The sequence below is a fragment of the Erythrobacter epiphyticus genome, from assembly GCF_034653295.1.
Taxonomy (GTDB): domain Bacteria; phylum Pseudomonadota; class Alphaproteobacteria; order Sphingomonadales; family Sphingomonadaceae; genus Erythrobacter.
The window spans coordinates 407,932-433,682 of the sequence record NZ_JAYEEU010000009.1 but is presented as its reverse complement, the minus strand read 5'-3'; the positions used below and the strand labels follow the sequence as shown (position 1 = coordinate 433,682).

37 protein-coding genes are annotated in these 25,751 nt (G+C 62.5%); 33 read left to right on the top strand and 4 right to left on the bottom strand.

The window, feature by feature from the left end:
* Positions 1 to 12: 12 nt before the first annotated feature.
* Positions 13 to 423: a hypothetical protein gene (locus SOQ14_RS13035; RefSeq protein WP_322898544.1), complete on the bottom strand. Its 411-nt coding sequence runs from the start codon at positions 421 to 423 to the stop codon at positions 13 to 15.
* 106 nt (positions 424 to 529) lie between these two features.
* Between SOQ14_RS13035 and SOQ14_RS13030 the strand changes: the two genes are divergently transcribed.
* Positions 530 to 1,747, top strand: a complete 1,218-nt coding sequence (locus tag SOQ14_RS13030) for a trans-sulfuration enzyme family protein (RefSeq protein ID WP_322898543.1) — start codon at positions 530 to 532, stop codon at positions 1,745 to 1,747.
* Positions 1,748 to 1,758: 11 nt separating this feature from the next.
* Positions 1,759 to 2,361, top strand: a complete 603-nt coding sequence (locus SOQ14_RS13025; RefSeq protein ID WP_322898542.1) for a 2-hydroxychromene-2-carboxylate isomerase — start codon at positions 1,759 to 1,761, stop codon at positions 2,359 to 2,361.
* A gap of 6 nt (positions 2,362 to 2,367) precedes the next feature.
* Here the strand turns inward: SOQ14_RS13025 and SOQ14_RS13020 are convergent, their stop codons facing one another.
* Positions 2,368 to 3,120: a M15 family metallopeptidase gene (locus tag SOQ14_RS13020; protein ID WP_322898541.1), complete on the bottom strand. Its 753-nt coding sequence runs from the start codon at positions 3,118 to 3,120 to the stop codon at positions 2,368 to 2,370.
* 87 nt (positions 3,121 to 3,207) lie between these two features.
* Between SOQ14_RS13020 and apaG the strand changes: the two genes are divergently transcribed.
* Positions 3,208 to 3,621, top strand: coding sequence for a Co2+/Mg2+ efflux facilitator ApaG/CorD (apaG, locus tag SOQ14_RS13015; RefSeq protein WP_322898540.1), 414 nt, complete (start codon positions 3,208 to 3,210; stop codon positions 3,619 to 3,621).
* Between the two features lie 42 nt (positions 3,622 to 3,663).
* On the top strand, positions 3,664 to 4,452 hold the full coding sequence (locus tag SOQ14_RS13010) for a LysR family transcriptional regulator (protein WP_322898539.1): 789 nt from the start codon (positions 3,664 to 3,666) through the stop codon (positions 4,450 to 4,452).
* On the opposite strand, the gene SOQ14_RS13005 is transcribed toward SOQ14_RS13010, so the two are convergent.
* Both SOQ14_RS13005 and SOQ14_RS13000 read right to left on the bottom strand, forming a co-directional pair.
* Positions 4,437 to 5,009: a hypothetical protein gene (locus tag SOQ14_RS13005; RefSeq protein WP_322898538.1), complete on the bottom strand. Its 573-nt coding sequence runs from the start codon at positions 5,007 to 5,009 to the stop codon at positions 4,437 to 4,439. The two genes, SOQ14_RS13010 and SOQ14_RS13005, sit on opposite strands and share 16 nt — an antisense overlap.
* 1,083 nt (positions 5,010 to 6,092) lie before the next feature.
* Complete coding sequence (locus tag SOQ14_RS13000) at positions 6,093 to 7,001, bottom strand: DUF7946 domain-containing protein (RefSeq protein ID WP_322898537.1); 909 nt, start codon at positions 6,999 to 7,001, stop codon at positions 6,093 to 6,095.
* A 517-nt stretch (positions 7,002 to 7,518) separates the two neighbouring features.
* Here SOQ14_RS13000 and rpsL point away from each other — a divergent pair.
* The 29 genes from rpsL to SOQ14_RS12855 all read left to right on the top strand — a co-directional run bounded on the left by rpsL (position 7,519) and on the right by SOQ14_RS12855 (position 25,659).
* Positions 7,519 to 7,890: a 30S ribosomal protein S12 gene (rpsL, locus tag SOQ14_RS12995; RefSeq protein WP_006831873.1), complete on the top strand. Its 372-nt coding sequence runs from the start codon at positions 7,519 to 7,521 to the stop codon at positions 7,888 to 7,890.
* A gap of 141 nt (positions 7,891 to 8,031) precedes the next feature.
* Positions 8,032 to 8,502, top strand: a complete 471-nt coding sequence (rpsG, locus tag SOQ14_RS12990) for a 30S ribosomal protein S7 (protein WP_322898536.1) — start codon at positions 8,032 to 8,034, stop codon at positions 8,500 to 8,502.
* 110 nt (positions 8,503 to 8,612) lie between these two features.
* A complete protein-coding gene (gene fusA, locus SOQ14_RS12985) occupies positions 8,613 to 10,745 on the top strand; it encodes an elongation factor G (RefSeq protein ID WP_322898535.1) in 2,133 nt (710 codons plus the stop codon).
* A 96-nt stretch (positions 10,746 to 10,841) separates the two neighbouring features.
* Positions 10,842 to 12,032: an elongation factor Tu gene (tuf, locus tag SOQ14_RS12980; RefSeq protein WP_322898534.1), complete on the top strand. Its 1,191-nt coding sequence runs from the start codon at positions 10,842 to 10,844 to the stop codon at positions 12,030 to 12,032.
* A 327-nt stretch (positions 12,033 to 12,359) separates the two neighbouring features.
* On the top strand, positions 12,360 to 12,671 hold the full coding sequence (gene rpsJ / locus SOQ14_RS12975) for a 30S ribosomal protein S10 (RefSeq protein ID WP_034905023.1): 312 nt from the start codon (positions 12,360 to 12,362) through the stop codon (positions 12,669 to 12,671).
* A 273-nt stretch (positions 12,672 to 12,944) separates the two neighbouring features.
* Positions 12,945 to 13,739: a 50S ribosomal protein L3 gene (rplC, locus tag SOQ14_RS12970; protein WP_322898577.1), complete on the top strand. Its 795-nt coding sequence runs from the start codon at positions 12,945 to 12,947 to the stop codon at positions 13,737 to 13,739.
* Between the two features lie 3 nt (positions 13,740 to 13,742).
* A complete protein-coding gene (gene rplD, locus SOQ14_RS12965) occupies positions 13,743 to 14,366 on the top strand; it encodes a 50S ribosomal protein L4 (protein ID WP_322898533.1) in 624 nt (207 codons plus the stop codon).
* Positions 14,359 to 14,667, top strand: coding sequence for a 50S ribosomal protein L23 (locus tag SOQ14_RS12960; RefSeq protein WP_322898532.1), 309 nt, complete (start codon positions 14,359 to 14,361; stop codon positions 14,665 to 14,667). Before rplD ends, SOQ14_RS12960 begins: the two co-directional genes overlap by 8 nt.
* A 23-nt stretch (positions 14,668 to 14,690) precedes the next feature.
* Positions 14,691 to 15,527 (top strand): 50S ribosomal protein L2, encoded by an 837-nt coding sequence (gene rplB / locus SOQ14_RS12955; protein ID WP_322898531.1) that lies wholly within the window; start codon positions 14,691 to 14,693, stop codon positions 15,525 to 15,527.
* 6 nt (positions 15,528 to 15,533) lie between these two features.
* Positions 15,534 to 15,809: a 30S ribosomal protein S19 gene (gene rpsS, locus SOQ14_RS12950; RefSeq protein WP_322898530.1), complete on the top strand. Its 276-nt coding sequence runs from the start codon at positions 15,534 to 15,536 to the stop codon at positions 15,807 to 15,809.
* A complete protein-coding gene (rplV, locus tag SOQ14_RS12945; RefSeq protein ID WP_322898529.1) occupies positions 15,809 to 16,186 on the top strand; it encodes a 50S ribosomal protein L22 in 378 nt (125 codons plus the stop codon). The genes rpsS and rplV overlap by 1 nt, the downstream gene beginning before the upstream one ends.
* 3 nt (positions 16,187 to 16,189) lie before the next feature.
* Positions 16,190 to 16,885: a 30S ribosomal protein S3 gene (gene rpsC, locus SOQ14_RS12940; RefSeq protein ID WP_322898528.1), complete on the top strand. Its 696-nt coding sequence runs from the start codon at positions 16,190 to 16,192 to the stop codon at positions 16,883 to 16,885.
* A gap of 12 nt (positions 16,886 to 16,897) precedes the next feature.
* Positions 16,898 to 17,332, top strand: coding sequence for a 50S ribosomal protein L16 (gene rplP, locus SOQ14_RS12935; RefSeq protein WP_322898527.1), 435 nt, complete (start codon positions 16,898 to 16,900; stop codon positions 17,330 to 17,332).
* The gene (rpmC, locus tag SOQ14_RS12930) at positions 17,332 to 17,541 is read left to right on the top strand and encodes a 50S ribosomal protein L29 (protein WP_322898526.1); all 210 of its coding nucleotides are present in this window, start codon (positions 17,332 to 17,334) and stop codon (positions 17,539 to 17,541) included. The genes rplP and rpmC overlap by 1 nt, the downstream gene beginning before the upstream one ends.
* A gap of 12 nt (positions 17,542 to 17,553) precedes the next feature.
* The gene (rpsQ, locus tag SOQ14_RS12925) at positions 17,554 to 17,844 is read left to right on the top strand and encodes a 30S ribosomal protein S17 (RefSeq protein WP_322898525.1); all 291 of its coding nucleotides are present in this window, start codon (positions 17,554 to 17,556) and stop codon (positions 17,842 to 17,844) included.
* A gap of 78 nt (positions 17,845 to 17,922) precedes the next feature.
* Positions 17,923 to 18,291: a 50S ribosomal protein L14 gene (rplN, locus tag SOQ14_RS12920; protein WP_006831888.1), complete on the top strand. Its 369-nt coding sequence runs from the start codon at positions 17,923 to 17,925 to the stop codon at positions 18,289 to 18,291.
* Positions 18,291 to 18,611 carry a 50S ribosomal protein L24 gene (rplX, locus tag SOQ14_RS12915; protein WP_322898524.1) on the top strand — a complete coding sequence of 107 codons (321 nt, stop codon included), beginning with the start codon at positions 18,291 to 18,293 and terminating at the stop codon, positions 18,609 to 18,611. The genes rplN and rplX overlap by 1 nt, the downstream gene beginning before the upstream one ends.
* Positions 18,604 to 19,203, top strand: a complete 600-nt coding sequence (gene rplE, locus SOQ14_RS12910) for a 50S ribosomal protein L5 (protein WP_322898523.1) — start codon at positions 18,604 to 18,606, stop codon at positions 19,201 to 19,203. Before rplX ends, rplE begins: the two co-directional genes overlap by 8 nt.
* Positions 19,204 to 19,245: 42 nt before the next feature.
* Positions 19,246 to 19,551: a 30S ribosomal protein S14 gene (rpsN, locus tag SOQ14_RS12905; RefSeq protein WP_322898522.1), complete on the top strand. Its 306-nt coding sequence runs from the start codon at positions 19,246 to 19,248 to the stop codon at positions 19,549 to 19,551.
* 10 nt (positions 19,552 to 19,561) lie between these two features.
* Complete coding sequence (gene rpsH / locus SOQ14_RS12900; protein WP_322898521.1) at positions 19,562 to 19,957, top strand: 30S ribosomal protein S8; 396 nt, start codon at positions 19,562 to 19,564, stop codon at positions 19,955 to 19,957.
* Positions 19,957 to 20,490, top strand: a complete 534-nt coding sequence (gene rplF / locus SOQ14_RS12895) for a 50S ribosomal protein L6 (RefSeq protein WP_322898520.1) — start codon at positions 19,957 to 19,959, stop codon at positions 20,488 to 20,490. Before rpsH ends, rplF begins: the two co-directional genes overlap by 1 nt.
* A gap of 1 nt (position 20,491) precedes the next feature.
* Positions 20,492 to 20,836: a 50S ribosomal protein L18 gene (gene rplR / locus SOQ14_RS12890; RefSeq protein ID WP_322898519.1), complete on the top strand. Its 345-nt coding sequence runs from the start codon at positions 20,492 to 20,494 to the stop codon at positions 20,834 to 20,836.
* A gap of 2 nt (positions 20,837 to 20,838) precedes the next feature.
* The gene (gene rpsE / locus SOQ14_RS12885; protein WP_322898518.1) at positions 20,839 to 21,552 is read left to right on the top strand and encodes a 30S ribosomal protein S5; all 714 of its coding nucleotides are present in this window, start codon (positions 20,839 to 20,841) and stop codon (positions 21,550 to 21,552) included.
* A 6-nt stretch (positions 21,553 to 21,558) separates the two neighbouring features.
* Entirely contained in the window at positions 21,559 to 21,735 is a 177-nt protein-coding gene (rpmD, locus tag SOQ14_RS12880; RefSeq protein ID WP_066529830.1) for a 50S ribosomal protein L30, read from the top strand.
* Entirely contained in the window at positions 21,735 to 22,010 is a 276-nt protein-coding gene (locus SOQ14_RS12875; RefSeq protein WP_322898517.1) for a hypothetical protein, read from the top strand. The genes rpmD and SOQ14_RS12875 overlap by 1 nt, the downstream gene beginning before the upstream one ends.
* Before the next feature lie 30 nt (positions 22,011 to 22,040).
* Positions 22,041 to 22,574, top strand: coding sequence for a 50S ribosomal protein L15 (rplO, locus tag SOQ14_RS12870; protein ID WP_322898516.1), 534 nt, complete (start codon positions 22,041 to 22,043; stop codon positions 22,572 to 22,574).
* A gap of 185 nt (positions 22,575 to 22,759) precedes the next feature.
* Positions 22,760 to 24,124, top strand: a complete 1,365-nt coding sequence (secY, locus tag SOQ14_RS12865; RefSeq protein WP_322898515.1) for a preprotein translocase subunit SecY — start codon at positions 22,760 to 22,762, stop codon at positions 24,122 to 24,124.
* Between the two features lie 108 nt (positions 24,125 to 24,232).
* Complete coding sequence (locus tag SOQ14_RS12860) at positions 24,233 to 24,880, top strand: adenylate kinase (RefSeq protein ID WP_322898514.1); 648 nt, start codon at positions 24,233 to 24,235, stop codon at positions 24,878 to 24,880.
* A 47-nt stretch (positions 24,881 to 24,927) separates the two neighbouring features.
* A complete protein-coding gene (locus SOQ14_RS12855) occupies positions 24,928 to 25,659 on the top strand; it encodes an SRPBCC family protein (protein ID WP_322898513.1) in 732 nt (243 codons plus the stop codon).
* Positions 25,660 to 25,751 lie beyond the last annotated feature (92 nt).

Sequence of the window (25,751 nt, the reverse complement as noted above, 5' to 3'; positions counted from 1 at the left end):
GGCGTGAGAGGATCAGGCCGTTGCCTCTTGCTCGGCGGCGCGCTCCAGCCAGAACAGCCGTGCGGCCATCGCCAACAGGCCGATGCTCGCGGTGATCGCCACGAACAGCGCCCAGAGCGGCAGGTTCATGCCCACCTTGCGTGCGCGCGGCGCGATCAGGAACAGGGCGAGGGTCACGGCGAAGAGCAAGTCCCACCACACTTGCACGCCCCACATATTGGTCGAATGGTTTTCGAAAACCGGCAAAAGGCCGTCGGCAAAGATCGTGCCTGCCGAATAGGCCGCAAAGCCGGCGCACAAGGCGGCGGCCAGCGCGGCGCTGCCGATCTTCTGGTCGCGCAGGACAATGCTGCCCATGGCCAGCAGGGCAACCAGTAAACCGCCTGCAAACAAGGCGATAAGCGGAGTGAGCGTGAAGTCCATGTGCATTGCGTCCCCAAGATGGAATGAGCCTGTCGCTTAGACCAAGACTGTTGAAATGTGCAGCAAAACTTGCGGGGGCCTGAAAGCGCGACTAATCGCATCGCCCATGAAGAAGACCACTGGCATGAACCGCGCTGTCACCCGCACTTGGCGCCCCGCAACGCAGGCCGTGCGCGGCGGCACATGGCGCAGCGAACATGGTGAGACGAGCGAGGCAATTTTCCTCTCCTCGGGCTATACCTATGACAGCGCCCAGATCGTCGCGGATCGCTTTGCAGGCGAGGCCGAGGGCATGACCTATTCGCGCCTCCAGAACCCGACGGTGGCGATGCTCGAGGAACGGATCGCGCTGCTTGAAGGCGCCGAGGCTTGCCGTGCGCAGGCGAGCGGGATGGCGGCGATGACCGCTGCTTTGCTGTGCCAGCTTTCGGCAGGCGATCACGTGGTCGCCGCCCGCGCGGCGTTCGGCAGTTGCCGCTGGCTGGTCGATCAATTGCTCCGCCGCTTCGGGGTGGAAACCACCGTGATCGACAGTGCGGATGATGCCGCTTGGGAAGGCGCGATCCGCCCCAACACCAAGGTGTTCTTTTTCGAGACCCCGGCCAATCCGACGCTGGATATCGTCAACATGCAGCATGTCTGCGATCTCGCCCGCGCGCACGGAATCACCACCGTGGTCGACAATGCCTTTGCCTCGCCGGCCTTGCAGCGCCCGATGGAATTTGGCGCGGATGTCGTGGCCTATTCGGCGACCAAGCTGATGGACGGGCAGGGCCGGGTGCTGGCGGGGGCGATCTGCGCCTCGCAGCAATGGATCGATGAGGTGCTGATGCCGTTCCAGCGCAACACCGGGCCGATCCTTTCCGCTTTCAACGCGTGGGTGGTGCACAAGGGGCTGGAGACGCTGGATCTGCGCGCCCACCGGCAGAGCGGGAATGCCGTGAAGCTGGGCGAATTCCTCGAACCGCGCATTGTCGCGGCGGGCGGGCGGATGCTCCATCCCGGTCTCAAGAGCCACCCGCGCCACGATCTTGCGATGGCGCAGATGGATGCAACCGGGCCGATCTTCGCCTTTGATGTCGGCACCCGCGCGCGGGCCTTTGCGCTGCTCGATGCGCTGGAATTGATTGATATTTCCAACAATATCGGCGACGCGCGGTCGCTGATGTGCCATCCCGCCTCGACCACCCATGCCAATATGGGCGACGAGGCCCGCGCCGAGATGGGTGTGACCGATGGCTTGCTGCGCATCAATGTCGGGCTTGAGGATATTGCCGATCTTGTCGAGGATATCGATCAGGCGCTGACCCGCGCTGGGATCTGAGGGGACGCATGATGAGCAAGCGCGTGGAACTGGTGTTCGATTTCGTCAGCCCCAACGCCTATCTGGTGTGGTGGCCGCTGCGCGAGCTGGTGGATCGTTACGAGGCCGAACTTGATGTGGTGCCCGTGTTTCTCGGCGGGATGCACAAGCTGACCGGCAATGCGCCGCCGATGATCCGCGATGCCGAGGTCAAGGGCAAGAACGCCTATGCCATGCTCGAGATGAACCGCTTCATCGCCAAGCATGGTCTCGGCAAATACCGGATGCATCCGCAGTTTCCGTTCAATTCCATTCTGTTGCAGCGCATGCTTTATGCGGCGTGCGAGGATGGGCGCGGCGTGCAATTCGTCGAAAGCCTGCTGCGCGCGATCTGGGAAGAGGGTCTCGATATCAGCAGCCCTGATGCCGTGGGCGCAGCGGTGACGGCGGCGGGCTTTGATGCTGGTGATCTCTTCGCCCGCGCGCAGAGCGATGCGGTAAAGCAGGGCCTTGCCGCCAACACTGATGCGGTGGTTGCGCGCGGCGCCTTCGGCATCCCGACAATGTGGGTGGGTGACGAGATGTTCTTCGGCAAGGAACGCCTCGGCCAGATCGAGGAATTGCTTGCGGGCTAGGCCCGCCTATCCCGCCTGCACCGCTTCGAGCGGCACATCCATGATCGGATACAGCCGCCAATCGGCCCAGTCGTAGTGCCACCATTCATTGGCGAGCGGGATAAAGCCCTCGGCGACCATCCATGCCTCCAGCATCCGGCTCGCGGCCAGAGCCTCGGCAGGGGCATGGGTGTTTGACCGGTAGGCCGCCGGGGTGAAATCATCATAGGCGCTCGGCATCACCACCTCGATCCCGTTGCGGTGCAGCGACAGATCAATCGAACAGCCCCGGTTGTGGCGCGAGCCGGCCCTTGGGTTGGCGACGAATTCGCGCTGCTCGGGCGGCGTGGCCTCCCACATGTCGCGCGTGATCCGCCACGGGCGATAGGCATCGAAGATCAGCAGGCCGTAGCCCGCCGCCTCGGCCCGGGTCTGCACCCGCGACAGGGCTTCGGCCACCGGGCGCTGTGCCACGGCCTTGGCTTGCGGATAGAGCACCCGGCCCATGAAATTCGCCGGGGTCGCATAGCGGATGTCAAACCGCAGGCGCCGGTCGAAGCGGGCGAGATCCACCAGATCGGGCGTGGCGGCTGCCGCGGGATCGCGTGGCATGGTGAGGGCCTCCGCCGCGCCCGTCACACAGCCGCCCAGCAGGGGCACCAGACCGGCGGCGCCGATCCGGGCCAGCGCGCCGCGCCGTGTCATCCGCGCCTTCATCACCGTGCCCTGACCCCCCATCACCATTGCCCTCTCCGCCCGCCAGCCGCGCGCTTGCGTCATTTTACCCATGCCGTGCGGGATACCGAGGTGCAAAACCGCGTTGTAGCCCTTGTGGGAGCGCGCAGACCTGTTACCTTGAGGTTCGTCATGAAAGAACTCTTCCAGCACGCCGCCACCACCGACGGGGTCACCGTGAGGGTCGCCGTCAACTTCCTGCCGGAGCAATCGCATCCGGAAGCGGGCAAGTGGTTCTGGGTCTATCACATCCGGATCGAGAACGGCAGTCATGAGCCGCTGCGCCTGCGCACCCGGCACTGGCGGATCACCGACGGGCGCGGCATGGTCAACCATGTCGATGGCGAAGGCGTGGTGGGCGAACAGCCGCTGCTCACCCCGGGCCAAAGCCATGACTATGTCTCGGGCTGCCCGCTGACGACCCCGTTCGGCTCGATGGAAGGGTTCTACACCTTCGAACGGCCCGATGGCTCGCCCTTTGAAGTGCGCATCCCGTTCTTCCCGCTGGCTGCCCCTGAAACGGCGGACGGCCGCTCGCGCGCCTGAGGCGGCTTGCGATGGGCGCAGCGCGGCCCTAACGAGACCGGCGTGAAGCGAACCCATCTCCCTCTCAATGCCTTGCGGGTGTTCGATGCCGCCGCGCGCCACCTGTCGTTCACCCGCGCGGCGGATGAGCTGGCGGTCACCCCCGCCGCGGTCGGCCAGCAGATCCGCGCGCTTGAGGATGTGCTTGGCGTGGTGCTGTTCCGCCGCACCTCCAAGGGTCTGGAGCTCACCCCCGAAGGCATGGCCGGGCTTGATCCGCTGCGCGAAGGCTTCCTGCGGTTCGAGGAAAGCGTCGCCGCGATGCAGGCCGGCCAGGCGTCAGACCGTTACACCATTGCTGTCCCGCGCGAGTTCTTTGCCGAATGGCTGGGCGAAAAGCTTGCTGCCTTCCGCAACCAGACGCCGGGGGTGCAATATGTGCTCACCGCCGACGAACACGCCGATTTCACCGAAGCGAACCTCGATCTCGCGGTGCGGCTCGCCGAAGGGCCGGGCGATCTTGAAGGTATCGCGCTGACAGCGCCGCTGCGGGTGACTGTGGCTGCCCACGGCGCATCCGATGCGTGGATCGATTGGCCCGGCGCCCCGTTGCCCGAAGGGGCCGAGGCCGCGATCACCGCAGCGAGCCCGGGGCAGGCGCTTGCTTCGGCGCTGGCGGGCATGGGCCGCACTGTGGTGCCGCTGGCGCTGGCCGAAGGCGCGCTGGCTGCCGGACGGCTGGTCGCGCTGGGCGAGCCTGAGCCGGCCCGCCGCGCCTATTGGCTGGTCGCCCCGCCGCCGCAATGGCGCAGCAAGAAGGTGCGCGCGCTCGTCGCCTACCTTTCGGCCTGATCCGCCTCCTCCTCGTCCTCCTCGTCGGGCCACTGCCCGGTGATCTCGTGATGGATGCTGTCCCACAGCCAATGCCCGCGCGTCACATGGCGGGAATCGATCATGTATTGCGAGCGGTGCTTGATCACGAAGCAGATCATCCCATTGGCGCGCGGATTGTGCGCGCCATCGTGGATCGCCCGCTCCATCGCGCAATCCTCAAGCCGCATCCGCCCCCATTCGAGCGCTTCGTCCCACGCCCGCCGGAAATCCGCCGCTCCGGGCTTCTCGCGCAGCTTGTAGAGCGCCTCGATGCTCTTGCCGACCTTGGTCGCCGCCTGTGTGACGATGCCGCTCATGGCCAGCTCGTGGATGAAGGCGCGCTGCACATCGGGCGTGATCGAGTTCCCGCGCGGCTGCTTGTGGCGATAGGGGATGAAGTCGAGCAGCGGATCATCATCGGGAATGAGCATTTCCTCGAACGCCACCCGCGAGGTCGCCTGCCGCGGGATCGCGCGCTTGTTGACGAGGAGGGTGTTACGGGGCGGAGAGGGCGCGGGCGCGGGCTTGCGGGGCATGGGGAGGGGGGTGGCACGTTCGGGGGGCGTAGGAAAATTGTATTTCCCCTCTCTGTTCGGGGCGGGCTCTCCTTTCGCGACACCCCGAGTGTGACCCGGGGGTGGGCCTTTTGGGTGTCACACGAAGCCACGAAGGCACGAAGAGGGCGGCGCGATGGGCCAGAGGGGTTCACGCAGAGACGCAGAGGGAAGGGGAGGCGCGGAGGGGCCAGCTCCTGCCGTTACCTTCACTCGTCATTGCGAGGAGCGAAGCGACGCGGCAATCCAGGGACAAAGGTTGCGGCTGGAGCGAGCGCAGGCCATGGATCGCCACCCCTTCGGTCCGCAATGACGAAAGGCGGAGCCCCCCCCCGCGCCCAACCCCGCCCTGACGGTGGCAGGAGCGCAGACCCGCAGACCGCCCTTGATCGCGTGGAACAGAGCCGAGCCCCGAACGTGCCGGTCCTCGGCAGGGCCAAAACAGGGACTCGGTGAGCCACAACGCCCGCGTTCGTCCCCTCTTTTCGTCACCCCGGACGTGCCTGCCCCGGCGAAGGCCGGGGACCCGGGGGCTGGCTTTCTGGGTGTCACACGAAGACACGAAGGCATGAAGAAGGCAGCGCAGGGGGCTAGTGGGGTTCACGCAGAGACGCAGAGAGAAGGGGAGGCGCAGAGATGCCGACGCCCGCCGCAAGCCGCACCTCGTCATTGCGAGAAGCCGAAGGCGCCGTGGCAATCCAGAGCGTTACGTGGGCCACTCTGGATTGCGCCGCTTCGCTCGCAATGACGGGAATGGGGAGCCGCCCCTTCTCCCCTTCCCGTGGGGAGGGGCCGGGGGTGGGATTACGCGGTGCGCGTGTGGCAACGCCCTGCCGGTGGCGAAGGGGCTGCGCCATGGGGCGAGCTCAATCGGGTGGAACAGAGCCGAGCCCCGAACGCGCCGGTCCTCGGCAGGGCCACATCAGAATATGACTCGGGGAGGCACAATGCCCCCGCCATCACCCCCTTTTCGTCACCCCCGGCTTGCCTGCCCCGGCGAAGGCCGGGGACCCGGGGGCTGGCTAGCTTCTGTTTCACATCGCCTGTTCGCTGCAAATCTTTGGTCTAGGCGATGCGGGCGCGAGGGTCGCCCAAGTCCATGATATAAATTTTCTCCAATAGCCCAGCGCGATAGCCAAGCTTAGCCTGCACGCTCAACATACTCTTTATTGCTGCCGCTTGAGTGTATGGATTAGGCACCCGTTCAAATAGCGGGTCTCGCACATCGGCCGAAATAAACCGCCCGGGAAAATCAGGGTGCTCGACGTTTAGCTTTTTGTTGTGGTGTACGAAACCGTCAACCCGCAGATCAATCGTCTGAAGTTCGGAGACCTCCAATTCCCCCTTTGCTCGAATTACATCGGCCATTGGCAGGTCGACAACAAGAGGCGGCGCCTTCGACCCGTTCAACTTGAAGCTGTCCACAGAGGGTCCAATCGGTTTGACCGCTTGAACAGCAGCATTCGCAAGCTTTTCAGTCAGAAGAAATAGGCGGTTGCGCCAAGCCGCCTCATGCTCCAGCCATTGCCGCTGCATTTCGAGGCGCTCATTAGCTTCGATTTCACGGGTGTCCACCCGCTCCTTAGCTTCGGTTTCGCGCATTCTTTCCATAGCACTTAGCGCGGCCTTTGCATCGGCTTCTCGCCCTCCAAGTTTTGAGAAAACCCATGTGGCGAAATAGCCGACTGCTTCTCCAGCTCCAGTTTCCAGTAGCCACCATCCAAGGGGCAAGAGCCCAGAGGCTTGGGTCAAGAAGACTTCAATTTCAGACGAACCGGCGCGCGGCTCGCGCGCATGAACGATCAGGGTGTGTCGTTCACCGCGCCGAGGCAAGCGATTTTCGCTTAGGAAGATGAGGCCGTCAGAAATGATTCGCTCAAACCCAAGTAAGGAATAGCCGAGCGATCGCATCTCTACGTTATGCCGGTCTGCATCCCCGCCCTGATACTTTACGACTAGATCGGCTTTTTCCATACAAACCCCTGAAAGAATGAATGAATTTATGCCTTGCGACTAAGTGAGTCAATTGATGCATGCAAAACAGCGATGCGGACGAGAGGTGAACTAAGGGAGTTGTAAGCCGACCCCCGGCTCAAGGCCGGGGTGACGATGCTAAGGGCAAGGCGTGGCTCCCCGAGTCCTTGTATGACGTTCCTGCCGAGGACCGGCGCGATTGGGGCAGACGATGGCACCACGCGATCAAGGCCGCGCAGATGGCGAGCGCCCTGCCACCGGCAGGAAGCTTGACCCCCCGCCCAATTCCAACTAGAGGCGCGCATCTTTTCGGGAAATCCCGATTGAGCTGAACATTGGCGGTGCGTCCCTTCAACCGGGGCAGCCGTCAAAGTAACCCGGTCTTTTCAGGCGGGTGGAGCGTTTTCGGCTCGCGTTTGTGTGCTGCGGCGAGGGGGCTCTCTCGCTGTTCGCCTTGCGCGATTCGCACCCACTTCACTTTGCCGGCACAGACTCCAACAGGTGAAGTGAGAACTTAATGCCGACAATCAACCAGCTGGTCCGCAAGGGCCGCGTTCCGCAGAAGGCCAAGAGCAAGGTCCCTGCGATGGAGCAGAACCCGCAGAAGCGCGGCGTTTGCACCCGCGTCTACACGACGACCCCGAAGAAGCCGAACTCGGCGCTGCGCAAGGTGGCCAAGGTGCGCCTGACCAACCAGCGTGAAGTCATCAGCTACATCCCGGGCGAAGGCCACAACCTGCAGGAGCACAGCGTCGTGCTGATCCGCGGCGGGCGTGTGCGCGACTTGCCGGGCGTGCGTTACCACGTCCTTCGCGGCGTGCTCGACACCCAGGGCGTGAAGGACCGCAAGCAGTCGCGTTCGAAGTACGGCGCCAAGCGTCCGAAGTAAGGTTCAACGCAGGTCCGGCGCAGGACCGCTCCCCCTCCCGGCTACCCAAACGAGGTAGTCTCTGGGTGGCCGGGAGGGGGAGCGGGCCGGAGCCGCAAGGCACCACGGAGGTGGTGCCGCACTCCGAAGGAGTTAGAAAACATGTCACGTCGTCGTCGTCCCGAAAAGCGGGTCATCCTCCCCGATCCCCAGTACGGGGATCAGATCCTGTCGAAGTTCATGAACAACCTCATGCTCGATGGTAAGAAGGCTGTTGCCGAAAAGATCGTCTATGGTGCGCTCCAGACCGTGGAAGCCAAGGCCAAGGCCGATCCGATCCAGCTGTTCCATGATGCGCTCAACAATGTGAAGCCGCAGGTCGAAGTGCGCAGCCGCCGCGTCGGTGGTGCGACCTATCAGGTGCCGGTCGAAGTCCGCCCCGAGCGTGCCCAGGCTCTTGCCATCCGCTGGCTGATCAACGCGGCGCGCGGCCGTCCGGAAACCACCATGGCAGCGCGTCTGTCGGGTGAGCTGATGGATGCCGCCAACAACCGCGGCAACGCTGTCAAGAAGCGCGAAGATACGCACCGCATGGCGGATGCGAACCGCGCCTTCTCGCACTACCGTTGGTAAAATCGCTGATTGGGGGCAGCCGCAAGGCCTGGTCTTTCGGCTGTCACAATCATCTCTATATGAGGCGTTGACCGCACCCCGGCGGCCCTCACACAATTAAGGAACCAGATATGGCCCGCGAGTATCCGCTGGAGCGCTATCGCAATATCGGCATCATGGCGCACATCGATGCCGGCAAGACCACCACGACCGAGCGTATCCTTTATTACACCGGCAAGTCCTACAAGATCGGCGAAGTGCACGATGGTGCCGCGACGATGGACTGGATGGAGCAGGAGCAGGAGCGGGGGATCACCATCACCTCGGCTGCGACCACGACCTTCTGGACCGCCGAAGATGCGACGATGGATCCGATGTCGGATCCTGAAGCGCTGCGCGCCAACATGCCCAAGCACCGCATCAACATCATCGACACCCCCGGCCACGTCGACTTTACGATTGAAGTCGAACGTTCGCTGCGCGTGCTCGATGGTGCCGTCGCCGTGTTCGACGGCGTGGCAGGTGTTGAACCGCAATCGGAAACTGTGTGGCGTCAGGCTGACAAGTACGGCGTCCCCCGCATGTGCTTCATTAATAAGTTGGATCGCACCGGCGCCGATTTCTACTACTGCGTGCAGTCGATCATCGATCGCCTTGGCGCGGTGCCGCTGGTGCTTTACCTGCCGATCGGTGCGGAAAGCCAGCTCCAGGGCGTGGTCGACCTCGTGAACAACCGCGGCATCGTCTGGAAGGACGAGAGCCTCGGCGCGAAGTACGAATTCATTCCGATCCCCGATGATCTGGCCGACAAGGCTGCCGAATATCGCGAGAAGCTGATCGAGACCGCCGTCGAACAGGACGACGAGATCATGGAAGCCTATCTCGAAGGCAACGAGCCTGACGCGGCGACGCTCAAGCGTCTCATCCGCAAGGGCACCATGGCGCGCGCCTTCGTGCCGGTGGTGTGCGGTTCGGCGTTCAAGAACAAGGGCGTCCAGCCGCTGCTCGACGCGGTGGTGGATTACATGCCGTCGCCGCTCGACGTTCCGGCGATCAAGGGCGTGCTGCCTGACAGCGACGAAGAGCAGGAGCGTCCGTCGAGCGACGACGCGCCGTTCGCCGCGCTGGCCTTCAAGATCATGAACGATCCCTTCGTGGGCTCGCTCACCTTCACCCGCATCTATTCGGGCAAGCTGACCAAGGGTCAGGTCCTGAACTCGGTGAAGGACAAGAAGGAAAAGATCGGCCGCATGCTGCTGATGCATTCCAACAACCGCGAGGACATTGATGAGGCCTTTGCCGGCGACATTGTCGCGCTGGCTGGCATGAAGGATACCACCACCGGTGATACCCTGTGCGATCCGGCCAAGCCGATCATCCTCGAGCGCATGGAATTCCCCGAGCCCGTGATCGAGCTTTCGGTGGAGCCCAAGACCAAGGCTGACCAGGAAAAGATGGGCATCGCGCTCAATCGTCTGGCGCAGGAAGACCCCTCGTTCCGCGTCTCGACCGATCACGAATCGGGCCAGACGATCATCAAGGGCATGGGCGAACTGCACCTCGACATCATCGTCGATCGCATGCGCCGCGAGTTCAAGGTCGAAGCCAACGTCGGTGCGCCGCAGGTGGCTTACCGCGAATACCTCGGCCGTGAAGTCGAAGTTGATTACACCCACAAGAAGCAGTCGGGCGGCTCGGGCCAGTTCGGCCGCGTCAAGGTTGTGGTCACGCCCGGTGAACGCGGTCAGGGCTTCGTGTTCGAAGACCAGATCAAGGGCGGGAACATCCCGCGCGAATATATCCCGGCGATCGAGAAGGGCTTCCGTGAACAGGCCGAAAGCGGCCATCTCGTGGGCTTCCCGATCATCGACTTCTCGGTCCGTCTGATCGACGGTGCGTATCACGACGTGGACTCGAGCGCGATCGCGTTCGAAATCGCTGCGCGCGGTGCGATGCGTGAAGTTGCCCAGAAGTCGGGGATCAAGCTGCTCGAGCCGATCATGAAGGTCGAAGTGGTGACTCCGGATGATTATCTGGGTGACGTCATCGGCGATCTCAACAGCCGGCGCGGTCAGATCCAGGGCACCGATACCCGCGGCAATGCCCAGGCGGTGGAGGCGTTCGTCCCGCTCGCCAACATGTTCGGCTACGTCAATGAACTGCGTTCGTTCACACAAGGGCGCGCGCAGTACACCATGCAGTTCTCTCACTATGACGAGGTTCCGGCGAATGTCGCAGCCGAGGTCAAGGAGAAACTTGCCTAAGGCGAGCGATCCGTCTAGGGGCGGCGCCTGATTCAGCGGGCGCCCGCCTTGCACCTGCGCGAAGCAATCATCTTACTCAAGAAGGTATATTGAGAAATGGCCAAGGAAAAATTTCAGCGGAACAAGCCGCACTGCAACATCGGCACCATCGGTCACGTTGACCATGGCAAGACCACTCTGACCGCCGCGATCACCAAGGTGATGGCTGAAACCTTCGGCGGCAGCGCCGTGGACTTCGCCAACATCGACAAGGCGCCGGAAGAGCGTGAGCGCGGCATCACCATTTCGACCGCACACGTCGAATATGAAAGCGGCGCGCGTCACTATGCGCACGTCGATTGCCCGGGCCACGCTGACTACGTGAAGAACATGATCACCGGTGCCGCCCAGATGGACGGCGCGATCCTGGTGGTGAACGCTGCTGACGGTCCGATGCCGCAGACCCGCGAGCACATCCTGCTCGCCCGTCAGGTCGGCGTGCCGGCGCTGGTCGTGTACATGAACAAGGTCGACCAGGTCGATGACGAGGAAATCCTCGAGCTCGTCGAACTCGAAGTGCGCGAACTGCTGTCGTCGTATGACTTCGACGGTGACAATATTCCGATCGTCAAGGGTTCGGCTCTCGCCGCTCTCGAAGGTCGCGACGACAAGATCGGCAAGGAATCGATCCTCGCCCTGATCGAAGCGGTTGACCAGTACATCCCGCAGCCGGAGCGTCCGATCGACAAGGACTTCCTGATGCCGATCGAAGACGTGTTCTCGATCTCGGGTCGCGGCACCGTGGTGACCGGCCGTGTCGAAACCGGCGTTGTGAACGTGGGCGACGAAGTCGAAATCGTCGGCATCAAGGACACCCGCAAGACCACCGTCACCGGCGTGGAAATGTTCCGCAAGCTGCTCGACCGTGGTGAAGCTGGCGACAACATCGGCGCGCTGATCCGCGGCGTGGCCCGTGACGAAGTCGAGCGTGGCCAGGTGCTGTGCAAGCCCGGTTCGGTCAAGCCGCACACCGAGTTCGAAGCCGAAGTCTACGTCCTGTCGAAGGACGAAGGTGGCCGTCACACGCCGTTCTTCGCCAACTACCGTCCGCAGTTCTACTTCCGCACGACCGACGTGACGGGCGAAGTGATCCTGCCGGAAGGCACCGAAATGGTGATGCCGGGTGACAACGTTTCGATCGGCGTGAAGCTGATTGCACCGATCGCCATGGACGAAGGTCTGCGCTTCGCGATCCGCGAAGGCGGTCGCACCGTGGGTTCGGGCGTCGTTGCCAAGATCACCAAGTAATCGGCCAGCTCCGCACACGGAGCAGCGATGAAATCAGAAAGCCCGGTTCCTCACGGAGCCGGGCTTTTCTGCTTCAAGAGTAGGGTGAGCGTGCTGTGGGGCGGCCTGTTTCAGGCGCGCGCAATTTCCTTGCAGAACGCTCTTGCCAGAATCCCGTGTGCTCCGTATAGGCGCGCATCCGCAAACGAGATTCGTCTCGCTTGCAACGAAATCACCTGAAGGCCGCCCGCAGCGGGAAACCGGAAAATGTGCGGGGTCGGGCCTTTATTGTTTGGGATGCGCCGGGCTTCCGGTGGATCCTTGGCTCTTTCGCATCGGTAGTAGGACATGGAAGCTCAGAATATCCGCATTCGCCTCAAGGCGTTTGATCACCGCGTGCTTGACCAGGCAACTGGCGAGATCGCTGACACGGCCCGTCGCACGGGCGCGCTTATTCGTGGCCCCATTCCCCTGCCGACGCGTATCGAGAAGTTCACCGTGAACCGCGGCCCGCACATCGACAAGAAGTCGCGCGAGCAGTTCGAGGTGCGCACTTACAAGCGGCTGCTCGACATCGTGCAGCCCAACGCCCAGACTGTCGATGCGCTGATGAAGCTCGATCTGGCCGCTGGCGTGAATGTTGAGATCAAGCTGGCGTAAGCCAGCCGAAATGCCCCCGCGGTTTCGTGGGGGCCTCTATCGTAGGGGCTTTTGCAGCCTCACCAAGCGATAGGGTGGATACCGCCGGATGAAAATCATCCGGGCTGCGTCCCCCGTCTTGCTCCCACGGCGCTCCTGCCACTGGCGAGCATCCAGCCCGGACGGGGCGATGCATGACAATTCGGGCTGATCTGGGGCTGTGTTGCTTGCAACATGGCCTCGCCATGCACCCGCGGATGGGCCGTGGGTGCCTCTGTTGAGGAGTTAAAGACGATGCGCACCGGCGTGATCGCAAAGAAGGTTGGGATGACCCGCCTCTTCCAGGAGGACGGACGGCATGTGCCCGTGACCGTGCTCGCTCTGGAAGATTGCCAGGTGGTCTCGCACCGCACGGCCGACCGTGATGGCTATTTCGCTGTCCAGCTCGGCGCGGGCGAAGCCAAGCAGAAGAATGTTGCCAAGCCGCAGCGCGAGCATTTCGCGAAGTCGGATGTGGGCCTCAAGAAGCAGGTTGCCGAATTCCGGGTCGAGAGCGAAGAAGCGCTCGTGCCGGTTGGTGCGACCATCAGCGCCGATCACTTCGTCGCTGGCCAGAAGGTCGACATCACCGGCCACACGCAGGGTAAGGGCTTTGCCGGTGCGATGAAGCGCTGGGGCTTCGGCGGTATGCGCGCCACTCACGGCGTTTCGATCTCGCACCGTGCGCATGGTTCGACGGGTAACCGTCAGGATCCGGGCCGCGTGTTCAAGGGCAAGAAGATGGCTGGCCACATGGGCGACCGTCAGCGCACCCAGCAGAATCTCGAAATCGTCCGCACCGATGCCGAGCGCGGCCTGCTCTTCGTCAAGGGCTCGGTGCCGGGTTCGAAGAATGGCTGGCTGCTCGTGCGCGATGCCGTCAAGCTGCCGCTTCCCGAAGGCCTGCCGTTCCCCGGCGCCGTGATCGAGAAGAAGGCGCCGCAATCTGATGAGACCCCGTCGGTGGCCGAAGTGGCTGCTGAAGAGGTGGTCGCGGTCGAAGCCGTCGAAACCGACGCGCCGGCCACTGACGAAAACAAGGAAGGCTGAGCCATGAAAGTTAAGGTTCAGAAGATCGACGGGAAGGCGTCGGGCGATATCGAACTGTCGGATGACGTGTTCGGCATCGAGCCGCGCGCTGACATCCTGCACCGTGTGGTGACCTGGCAGCTCGAAAACCGTCGCGGCACCGCCCGTCCGACGCGTGAGCGTTCGGATGTCGCCCGCACCGGCAAGAAGTTCGGCAAGCAGAAGGGTGGCGGCACGGCCCGTCACGGTGGCCGTGCTGCGCCGATCTTCATTGGCGGTGGTAAGGCTCACGGTGCGCGCAAGCGTGACTTCGAGCAGTCGCTCAACAAGAAGATCCGGGCGCTCGGCCTCAAGATGGCGCTTTCGAGCAAGGCCAAGGACGGTCTCGTCGTGGTCGACAGCCTCGAACTCGCTGATGCCAAGACCAAGGTGCTCAAGGGTCACCTCGCTTCGGCCGGCCTTTCGGGCAAGGTGTTGGTGATTGATGGCGAGAGCGTTGATGCCGGCTTCAAGAAGGCCGCTGGCAACCTGCCGGGCATCAACGTGCTCCCGGCCATGGGCGCCAATGTCTACGACATCCTCAACCACGACACGCTGGTGCTGACCAAGGCCGCTGTCGAAAAGCTGGAGGCGCGCTTCAATGGCTAAGAAGGCAACCGTCGATGCGCGTCACTACGACGTGATCATCGCTCCGCACATCACCGAAAAGTCGACGCTGGCTTCGGAAAACAACGCCGTGGTGTTCAAGGTCGCAAATGATGCGACCAAGCCGCAGATCAAGGAGGCGATCGAGGCGATCTACGACAAGAAGGTCGTCGCCGTGAACACCTTGGTCGTCAAGGGCAAGGCCAAGCGCTGGAAGGGCAAGGCTTACACCCGCTCTGACGTGAAGAAGGCGATCGTCACTCTCGCTGAGGGTGAAATGATCGACATCACCAGCGGTATCTGAGGCCAAGGGACAGGACACGAACAATGGCACTCAAGAACTACAAGCCGACCAGTCCCGCGCGTCGCGGTCTGATCCTGGTCGACAAGTCGGCCCTGTGGAAGGGCAAGCCGGTCAAGGCGCTTACCGAAGGTAAGCGCAAGACCGGTGGCCGCAACAACAAGGGTCATGTCACCTCACGTGGTATCGCCGGTGGTCACAAGCAGAAGTACCGCTTCATCGACTTCAAGCGTCGGAAGTGGGACATGCCGGCTACGGTCGAGCGTCTGGAATATGACCCGAACCGCACCGCGTTCATCGCGCTCATCAAGTATGAGGACGGTGAACAGGCTTACATCATCGCGCCCCAGCGTCTTGCTGTCGGTGACACGGTGGTGGCAGGCGAAAAGACCGACACCAAGCCGGGCAACGCGATGCTGCTCGGTCAGATGCCGGTCGGCACGATCTGCCACAACGTCGAGATGAAGCCGGGCAAGGGCGGTCAAATCGCCCGTTCGGCCGGCACCTATGTGCAGGTCGTCGGTCGTGACCGTACGCTGGTGATCGTGCGCCTCAACTCGGGCGAGCAGCGTTACCTGCGTGCCGATTGCATGGGCACGGTGGGTGCGGTGTCGAACCCCGACAACGCCAACCAGAACTTTGCCAAGGCCGGCCGTTCGCGCTGGATGGGCAAGCGTCCGCTGACCCGCGGCGTTGCGAAGAACCCGGTCGATCACCCCCATGGTGGTGGTGAAGGCCGCACCTCGGGCGGTCGCCATCCGGTGACCCCGTGGGGCAAGCCGACCAAGGGCGCACGCACCCGTCACAACAAGCAGACGGACAAGATGATCATCCGTTCGCGTCACGCGAAGAAGAAGAGGTAAGAGACGATGGCACGTTCCGTCTGGAAAGGTCCGTTTGTCGAATTGAGCCTGCTCAAGAAGGCCGAAGTCGCACAGGACACGAACAACACCAAGCCGATCAAGACCTGGTCGCGCCGTTCGACCATCCTGCCGCAGTTCGTTGGACTCACCTTCAACGTCTACAACGGGCACAAGTTTATCCCGGTCTCGGTTTCGGAAGAAATGGTTGGCCACAAGCTCGGCGAATTCGCGCCCACGCGCACGTTCCCGGGTCACGCTGCTGACAAGAAGGGCAAGCGCTGATGAGCAAGGCAAAGGCACCCCGCCGCGTGGGCGATAACGAGGCGCTGGCCGTCGGCACCACCATTCGTGGTTCGGCGCAGAAGCTCAATCTCGTTGCGGCCCTGATCCGTGGCAAGAAGGCTGAAGAGGCGTTGAATATCCTCGCCTTTTCGAAGCGCGCAATGGCGAAGGATGCGAGCAAGGTGCTCGCTTCGGCCATCGCGAATGCGGAAAACAACCACAATCTCGATGTGGACTCGCTGATCGTGGCAGAAGCCTCGGTGGGCAAGTCGATCACGATGAAGCGGTTCCACACCCGTGGCCGCGGCAAGTCGACCCGCATCCTCAAGCCGTTTTCGCGGCTGCGGATCGTGGTGCGTGAAGCAGAAGAGGCGTAAGTCATGGGCCAGAAGAGCAATCCGATCGGTCTGCGCCTGCAGATCAACCGCACCTGGGACAGCCGCTGGTACGCCGAAGGGCGTGATTATGCGGGCCTGCTCAAGGAAGACCTCGCGATCCGCAAGTACATCATGGAAAACCTGCCGCAGGCAGCGATTTCCAAGGTGGTGATCGAGCGTCCGGCCAAGCTGTGCCGCGTGTCGATCTATGCGGCGCGTCCGGGTGTCATCATCGGCAAGAAGGGCGCGGACATCGAAAAGCTGCGTTCGAAGCTTGCGACGATGACTAAGAGCGATGTGAAGCTGAACATCGTCGAAATCCGCAAGCCGGAAATCGATGCCAAGCTCGTCGCACAGGGCATCGCCGACCAGCTGGTGCGCCGCGTGGCGTTCCGCCGCGCGATGAAGCGCGCCGTGCAGTCGGCGCTGCGTCTGGGTGCCGAAGGCATCAAGATCGTGTGCGGTGGTCGTTTGGGTGGTGCGGAAATCGCCCGCGTCGAATGGTACCGTGAAGGCCGTGTGCCGCTTCACACCCTGCGCGCCAACATCGATTATGCCGAAGCGGAAGCGCTGACCGCTTATGGCATCATCGGGATCAAGTGCTGGATCTTCAAGGGCGAAATCCTCGCTCACGATCCGACCGCACAGGATCGCCTGATGATGGAAGCGCAGACGTCCGGCGTCCGGCCCGCTCGCTAAAGGTAACAGATCATGTTGCAACCGAAGAAAACCAAGTTTCGCAAGGCTTTCAAGGGCCGGATCAAGGGTGAGGCCAAGGGTGGCACCACGCTGAACTTCGGCTCCTATGGCCTCAAGGCGCTGGAACCCGAGCGGATCACCGCGCGGCAGATCGAAGCCGCCCGTCGTGCGATCACCCGCCACATCCGCCGTCAGGGCCGTCTGTGGATCCGCGTGTTCCCGGATGTGCCGGTGTCGAAGAAGCCTGCCGAAGTCCGTCAGGGTAAGGGCAAGGGTTCGGTCGAATATTGGGCAGCCCGCGTTAAGCCGGGCCGTATCCTGTTCGAACTCGATGGCGTTGCCGGCCCGCTGGCCGCCGAAGCTTTCGAGCGTGCGGCGATGAAGCTGCCGATCAAGACCAAAGTAGTCGCCCGTCTGGGTGACACCAGCCACCTGGGAGGCGAATAATGGCCGATATTGCGGACCTTCGCACCAAGACCGATGATCAACTCGCTGCCGAGCTTGTCGAGCTCAAGCGCGAGCAGTTCAATCTGCGGTTTCAGGCTGCGACCAACCAGCTCGAAGCGCCTTCGCGCATCCGGCAGGTGCGGCGTTCGATCGCTCAGATCAAGACGCTGCAATCCGAGCGTGCGGCTGCTGCCGCCGCCAAGGCGTAAGGGAGTTAGACAATGCCGAAGCGTATCCTCGTCGGGACTGTCACTTCCGACAAGACTGACAAGACCGTGACCGTGAAGGTCGAACGTAAGGTGCGTCACCCGCTCTACGGGAAGATCATCCGTCGTTCGAAGAAGTATCACGCGCACGACGAAAACAACGAATATGCCGTGGGCGATGTGGTCCGGATCGAAGAGACCCGTCCGATCTCCAAGACCAAGACCTGGACCGTCAAGGATCGGGTCGTGGCTGGCGGGGTCCAGGCTATCGAAGCCGATCTCGATGTTGCCGCGGCAGGCAACTGAGTTTGACGTTTAACGGAACTGCCGGGCGCCAGTCAAATTTGGCAGTCCCGGTAAGCCAGTGAGAAGGAAGACGGATCAATGATCCAGATGCAATCCAATCTCGACGTCGCGGACAACAGCGGCGCCAAGCGCGTCCAGTGCATCAAGGTGCTGGGCGGGTCGAAGCGTCGGACTGCTTCCGTGGGCGACGTGATCGTGGTTTCCGTGAAGGAAGCTCAGCCGCGCACCAAGGTGAAGAAGGGTGACGTGCACCGCGCCGTGATCGTGCGCACCAAGAAGGACGTGCGTCGTCCCGATGGTAGCGTGATCCGCTTTGACAGCAATGCAGCGGTGCTCGTGAACAAGAACGAGGAGCCGATCGGCACCCGTATCTTTGGCCCGGTGGTCCGCGAACTGCGTGGCCGCGGCTTCATGAAGATCATCTCGCTTGCGCCGGAGGTGCTGTGATGAGCGCTGCCAAGATCAAGAAGGGCGACAACGTCGTCGTGCTGTCGGGCAAGGACAAGGGCCGCACCGGTGTGGTCGCGCAGGTCATGCCGAAGGATGGCAAGGTGGTGGTTGAAGGTATCAACATCGCCGCCCGTCACCGCAAGCCGAGCCAGCAGAACCCGCAGGGTGGCATCGACCGTTTCCCGGCTCCGATGCACATCTCGAAGGTTGCTCTGGCCGATCCCAAGACTGGCAAGCCCACCCGCGTCCGTTTCGAAGAAAAGAACGGCAAGAAGGTGCGCGTGGCCGTGAAGAGTGGGGAGACCATCGATGGCTAAGGCCGCTTACACACCGCGCCTCAAGGCGAAGTACGAAACCGAAATCGTCAAGGCGATGACGGAAAAGTTCGGCTACAAGAACGCGCTGGAAGTGCCGCGTCTTGAAAAGATCACGCTCAACATGGGCGTGGGCGAAGCGAGCCAGGACAAGAAGAAGGTCCAGACCGCTGCCGAGGAAATGGCGCTGATTGCCGGCCAGAAGCCGGTCATCACCAAGGCCAAGAAGTCGATCGCACAGTTCAAGCTGCGCGAAGGCATGCCGATCGGTTGCAAGGTGACCTTGCGTCGTGAGCGCATGTACGAATTCCTCGATCGTCTTGTCACCGTGGCGATGCCGCGTATCCGCGACTTCCGCGGGCTGAATGCGAAGTCCTTTGATGGCCGGGGCAACTACGCCATGGGTCTGAAGGAACAGATCGTGTTCCCGGAAATCAGCTACGACAAGATCGAGAAGGTGCGGGGGATGGACATCATCGTGACCACCACCGCCAAGACCGACGAAGAAGCGCGCGAATTGCTGCGTTTGTTCGGCTTCCCGTTCCAGGGTGAAGCCCCGAGCGCACAGGCACCAGAACAGAAGGAGGCGGCGTGAGCCGCTTCCCGCTAGAGACAGGAAAGAAGAGAGCTTAAGTCCATGGCGAAACTGAGTTCGATCAACAAGAATGAGCGTCGCAAGAAGCTCGTCAAGCAGTACGCTGCGAAGTACGAGAAGCTGAAGGCGATTGCCAACGACACCTCGCTTGACGAGACCGAGCGCCTTGTCGCGCGTCTCAAGATGGCGGAGCTTCCGCGCAACGCGAACCCGACCCGGGTGCGCAACCGCTGCGCCACCACCGGCCGCCCGCGCGGCTATTACCGCAAGTTCGGCATCAACCGTATCGAACTGCGCGATCTCGGCAACAAGGGCCTCGTTCCGGGCCTGACCAAGTCGAGCTGGTGAGGATTTACAGATGGCTATGACCGATCCTTTGGGTGATATGCTCACCCGCATCCGCAACGGCCAGCAGGCGAAGAAGGACTCTGTCCTGACTCCTGCCAGCAAGCTGCGCGCCAATGTTCTCGAAGTGCTCCAGCGCGAAGGCTACATCCGTGGCTATTCCGAGGACACTTCGGCGAAGCATCCGACGCTGCGGATCGAACTGAAATATTTCGAAGGCGAGCCGGCAATCAAGCATGTCGCTCGCGTCTCCAAGCCGGGCCGCCGGATCTATTCGGGTTCCAAGGAACTTCCGACTGTCCGCAACGGCCTTGGCATCACCATCGTCTCGACGCCGAAGGGCGTGCTCTCGGATGCCGAAGCACGCGCCAACAATGTCGGCGGCGAAGTGCTTGCGGAGGTGTTCTGATGAGCCGCATCGGTAAACGTCCCGTGGCGATCCCCGGCGGGGTGACGGCCACCATCGACAACGGCGTTCTCAGCGTGAAGGGCCCCAAGGGCGCCCTGACGCTCGGCCTGTCCGACTTCATCGATTACAAGGTCGAAGAAGGCGAGATCATGGTCAAGCCGGCCAATGACAGCAAGCAGGCGCGGGCCTTCTGGGGCATGCAGCGCACGCTGGTGTCGAACCTTGTTGAAGGTGTGACCCAGGGCTTCACCAAGACCCTCGACATCAAGGGCGTCGGCTACCGTGCCAACGCGCAGGGCCGCAAGCTGAAGCTCCAGCTCGGCTACAGCCACGATGTCGATCTCGATGTGCCGGAAGGCCTCGAAGTGAAGACGCCGGATCAGACCACCATCGAGATCTCGGGCATCGACAAGCAGGCCGTTGGCCAGTTTGCCGCCGAAATCCGCCGTTGGCGCAAGCCTGAGCCGTACAAGGGCAAGGGCATTGCCTATCGCGGCGAGTATATCTTCCGCAAGGAAGGGAAGAAGAAGTAAGATGGCAAAGCTTTCTCTTTTCGATCGCCGTCGCCGCCGCGTCCGCACTGCGTTGCGGGCCCGTGCCGGTGGCAAGCCGCGCCTGTCGGTGCACCGCACCGGGCGTCACATCTACGCCCAGATCATCGATGACGCCGCCGGCCGTACGCTGGCTGCCGCTTCGAGCCTGGGCTCGGATGTCAGCGGCGCCAATGTCGCTGCTGCGGCTATTGTTGGCAAGCAGATCGCCGAAGCCGCCAAGGCTGCGGGCGTGACCACTGTCGTGTTTGATCGCGGCGGGTTCCTGTTCCATGGCCGCGTCAAGGCGCTGGCCGATGCCGCCCGTGAAGGCGGGCTGGAGTTCTGATCATGACCGAGAACACTGAAAATCCCGAAATCGTGATCGATACCCCGGAAGCCACCGAAGAAGCCGGTGAGCAGCAGGGTCGTCGTGGCCGTGGCCGTGGCGGCAACCGCGAAGGCGGTGAAGGCCGTGGGCGTGGTCGCGGGGGCCGTGATGGCAACCGTGGCAAGCGCGAAGAAGAAGATGACGGCATCATCGAAAAGCTGGTGCACATCAACCGCGTCTCCAAGACGGTGAAGGGCGGTAAGCGCTTCGGCTTTGCTGCGCTCGTCGTGGTGGGCGATGGTCAGGGCCGGGTCGGCTTTGGTCATGGCAAGGCGCGTGAAGTGCCCGAAGCGATCACCAAGGCGACGGCTTCGGCGCGCAAGAAGATGATCCGCGTGCCGCTCAAGGAAGGCCGCACCCTGCACCACGACGGCAATGGCCGTTTCGGCGCGGGCAAGGTGACCGTTCGCACCGCACCTCCGGGGACTGGCATCATCGCCGGTGGTCCGATGCGCGCTGTGTTTGAAAGCCTCGGTGTTGCCGACGTGGTGACCAAGTCGGTCGGCACCTCGAACCCCTACAACATGATCCGCGCCACCTTCGACGCGCTGTCGAGCCAGACTTCGCCGAAGTCGGTGGCTCAGCGTCGCGGCAAGAAGGTTGCCGACCTCCTCGGTCGGGGCGGGGCCAGCGCAGCCGAGGCGGAAGCCGACGCTGCGGCGATTGCGGAGTAATCCCAGATGGCTACCATCAAGATCAAGCAGATCGGTTCGCCGATCCGTCGTCCCGCCAGCCAGCGCCAGATCCTCATCGGTCTGGGGCTGAACAAGATGCACAAGATCGTCGAGCGTCAGGATACCCCTGAAGTGCGCGGCGCGATCGCCAAGATCCCGCATCTGGTGCAGGTCGTCGACTAATGCATTTTCGTCTTCTGCTTCTGGGGGAGAACTTTCCCCTGGAAGTGGACGGCGAGAAGGCTTCGATGGGTTGGTTCAAGACCGTCTGGGTCGAGGCCAGCAGTGAAGACGAGGCGAAGGCCAAATCTTTGGATATGATCCGAGACGAGCCGATACTGGCATCTGTTCCTCACGGGGGTGGTGCCAAGATCAGCTGGGAAGAGATCGTAGAGGTGGAAATGACGGAGCTCCCTGAAACTCCGGGAGGCTTTACTTTTTTCCGCATGGAACATTAGGCGCGACAAAAGCGAAAGCGAGTGCACACAATGAAACTGAATGACATCCGTGACAATGCCGGTGCCCGTAAGGGCCGCATGCGCGTGGGCCGTGGTATCGGTTCGGGCAAGGGCAAGACCTCGGCACGCGGTCAGAAGGGCCAGAAGGCCCGTTCGGGCGTCGCGATCAAGGGCTTTGAAGGCGGTCAGATGCCGCTGCACATGCGCCTGCCGAAGCGCGGCTTCAACAATCCCTTCGGCAAGGACTATGCCGAGGTGAACACTGGCATGATCCAGAAGTTCATCGACGCTGGCAAGCTCGATGCCAAGGCCGAGATCACCGAAGAGGCGCTGCGCGCTGCGGGTCTCGTGCGGGGCGGCAAGGATGGCGTGCGTCTGCTCGGCAAGGGCGGCTTCACCGCCAAGGCCAAGTTCGCCGTGACCGGCGCGACCAAGGGCGCGATCGCTGCGGTTGAAGCCGCTGGCGGTACCGTGACCGTGGCTCCGCCTGCGACGCCTGAGCACGAGAAGAAGCTGGCCCGCCGCGATGCCAACAAGGCCGCGCGCGCAGCCAAGGCCAACTAAGAGCGCAAAAATCGGAGCGCGCAGGGTTCGACAAAACCCTGCGCGCTTCCTATTTAGCCTTCGCGACGCTTTCCGCTCCTCATGTCCCCGGGCGGAGTTGGTGGGAAGGTCGCAAGGGTCGGCTTGCAATCCCAGCGCATCTGCGCCTAGGGCTTCAGGCCTCAGGCTAGGATCGATCAGACACCATGGCTTCACGCGCCGACAATATCGCAAGCAATCTCAACCTCGGCAATTTCGCCAAGGCCACCGAACTGCGCCAGCGCATCTGGTTCACCATCGGCGCGCTGATTGTCTTCCGCTTTCTCAGCTTCGTGCCGCTGCCCGGCGTCAACCCGCTGATCCTCAGCGAGCTGTATGATCAGACCCGCGGCGGCATTCTCGACATCTTCAACACCTTTTCTGGCGGCAGCCTTGAGCGCATGAGCCTCATCGCGCTTGGCGTGATGCCCTACATCACCGCCTCGATCGTGGTGCAGATGGCCTCGGCGCTGCATCCGGCGTTGGCGGCGCTCAAAAAGGAAGGCGCCAGTGGGCGCCAGAAGCTCAACCAATATACCCGCTATGGCACGGTGTTCCTGTGCGCGATCCAGGGCTACTTCCTGGCGGTGGGCCTTGAAAGCTTCGGCGCGCAAAGCGGGCTGCAAGCCGTGGTTGATCCGGGTTACATGTTCCGCATTGTCTCGGTGATCAACCTTGTCGGCGGAACGATGTTCCTCTTGTGGCTCGGTGAGCAGATGACCAGCAGAGGGATCGGCAACGGCATCTCGCTGATCATCATGGCGGGGATCGTGGCCCAGTTCCCGACCTTCGTGTCCAACCTGTTCGAAGGCGGCCGCACGGGCTCGATCCAGCCGGTGATCATCATCGGGTTCATCGCGATGGTGGTGGCGCTGATCCTGCTGATCTCCTACATGGAGCGGGCACAGCGCCGCTTGCTGATCCAATATCCCAAGCGTGCGACCGAGCGCGGCATGATGCAGGCGGATCGTTCGCACCTGCCGCTCAAGATCAACACGGCAGGCGTGATCCCGCCGATCTTCGCCAGCTCGCTGTTGCTGCTGCCGCTGACGATTTCGCAATTCGCCGGCAACTCGGTGAATACGGACAGCACGATGGGCAATTTCATCGTGACGCTGAACCAGTATCTCGCGCACGGCCAGCCGCTCTACATGTCGCTCTATGCGATCGGCATCATCTTCTTCTGCTTCTTCTACACCGCGGTGGTGTTCAACCCGGAAGAGACGGCGGACAATCTCAAGAAGAATGGCGGGTTCATCCCCGGCATCCGTCCGGGCAAGCGCACCGCCGAGCATCTCGAATATGTGCTGACCCGCATCACTGTGGTGGGGGCGATCTACCTCACGCTGGTCTGCGTCATTCCCGAGTATATGATTGCCCAGACCGGCATTCCGCTGTTCCTTGGCGGGACGAGCCTGTTGATCGTCGTCAACGTGACTGTGGATACCATCAGTCAGGTGCAGTCACATTTGCTCGCGCACCAATATGCTGACCTGATCAAGAAGGCTAAGCTGAAAGGCCGGATGCGCTGATCCAAGCTGTCATCGGGCTTGGGCGTTGCCGCGCAGCATTGTTGAAACTCCATTTGTTGAAGCAAGGCCTGCGGTACGAACCACGGGCATGATTGGGGAGAGCCTTACGTGAACATCATTCTTCTCGGCCCTCCCGGTGCTGGCAAGGGAACGCAGAGCGCCGGCCTCGTCGAGCGGCACGGGATGCGCCAGCTTTCCACCGGCGACATGCTGCGCGCCGCGGTCAAGGCGGGCACGCCGGTCGGGCTCAAGGCCAAGGCCGTGATGGAGCGGGGCGAACTCGTCTCCGACGAGATCGTTTCCGCGCTGATCGATGATGAACTCGCCAGCATGGGGCCCGAAACCGGCGCGATTTTCGATGGCTATCCGCGCACTGCGGCGCAGGCCGATGCGCTCGATGCGATCCTGGCCAAGAATGGGCGCGCGCTCGATCACGTGATCGAGCTTGAAGTCAACGAAGACGCGCTGGTGGAACGCATCACCGGGCGCTTTTCCTGCGGGAACTGCGGGGCGCTCTATCACGACACCGCCAACCCGCCGTCCGAGCCGGGCAAGTGCGATGCTTGCGGCAGCAGTGATTTCCGGCGTCGTCCTGATGATAACGAGGAAACCGTGCGCACCCGTATGGCGGAATATCGCGCCAAGACGGCGCCGATCCTGCCGGGCTATGAAGCGCGCGGGATTGTCAGCCGGGTTGATGGCATGGGCGCGATTGATGCCGTGGCCAACGCGATTGACGGCATCCTCGCCAGCTAGGCGCTTAAGCCTGCCGTGTGCTGGTGTTCGCAAAGGGAGCGTGGGTGATGCGGTGGTCGAAATTGTGCAAGCTGGCACCGGTTGTTGCCGCTGTGGTGGCGGCGGGCCTAGGAGCACCGGCGGCGGCTGAAGTCACCAAGACACATGGTACCGGCTTCATCGTGCGCCATGAGGTGATTGTCGAGGCTGATGCCAAGGCGACGTGGCTTGCGCTGATCAGCCCGGACACCTGGTGGCAGAAGGAGCACACCTGGTCGGGCGATGCGGCCAATCTCTCGCTCAAGCCCAGCGCTGGTGGCTGTTTCTGCGAGCGCATCCCCGAAGTCGACGAGCCGGGGCGCTTCACGCTCGAAGGCAGTGTTGAGCATATGCGGGTGATCCAATCCTATCCGGAAACCGCGCTGCGGATGCAGGGTGCGCTCGGCCCGTTGCAGAGCGAGCCGGTGACGGGCATTCTCACCATCGCCATATCCAAGGTGGAGCAGGGCGGCACGCGGCTTGTCTGGGAATATAATGTCGCAGGCTATATGCGTTACGAGATCCCGGTGATCGCGCGCGCGGTGGACGGAGTGATCGGCTTGCAGGCCAAGGCGCTGGCGGATCTGCTGGGACCGGGTGAGGGCGCGGATGCGTCGAGCGAGGCGCCAAAGCACGATGAGGATGCGCCCCCTGCCGAACAAGCCGCAGAAAAACCCGCTGCCAAACCTGCTCCTGCCAAGTCGGAACCGCCGGCCAAGCCCAAGGTTGAGGCCGCTTTCAGCGATCTTTCGGACAAATAAGCCGCCCTGTCATGCCCCGTTGATCGGCAAGACTTTCGCCTGATCACGGTCGCAGGTCAGGCCATCGGAACAGGTCTTTGCCGTTTGTTCAC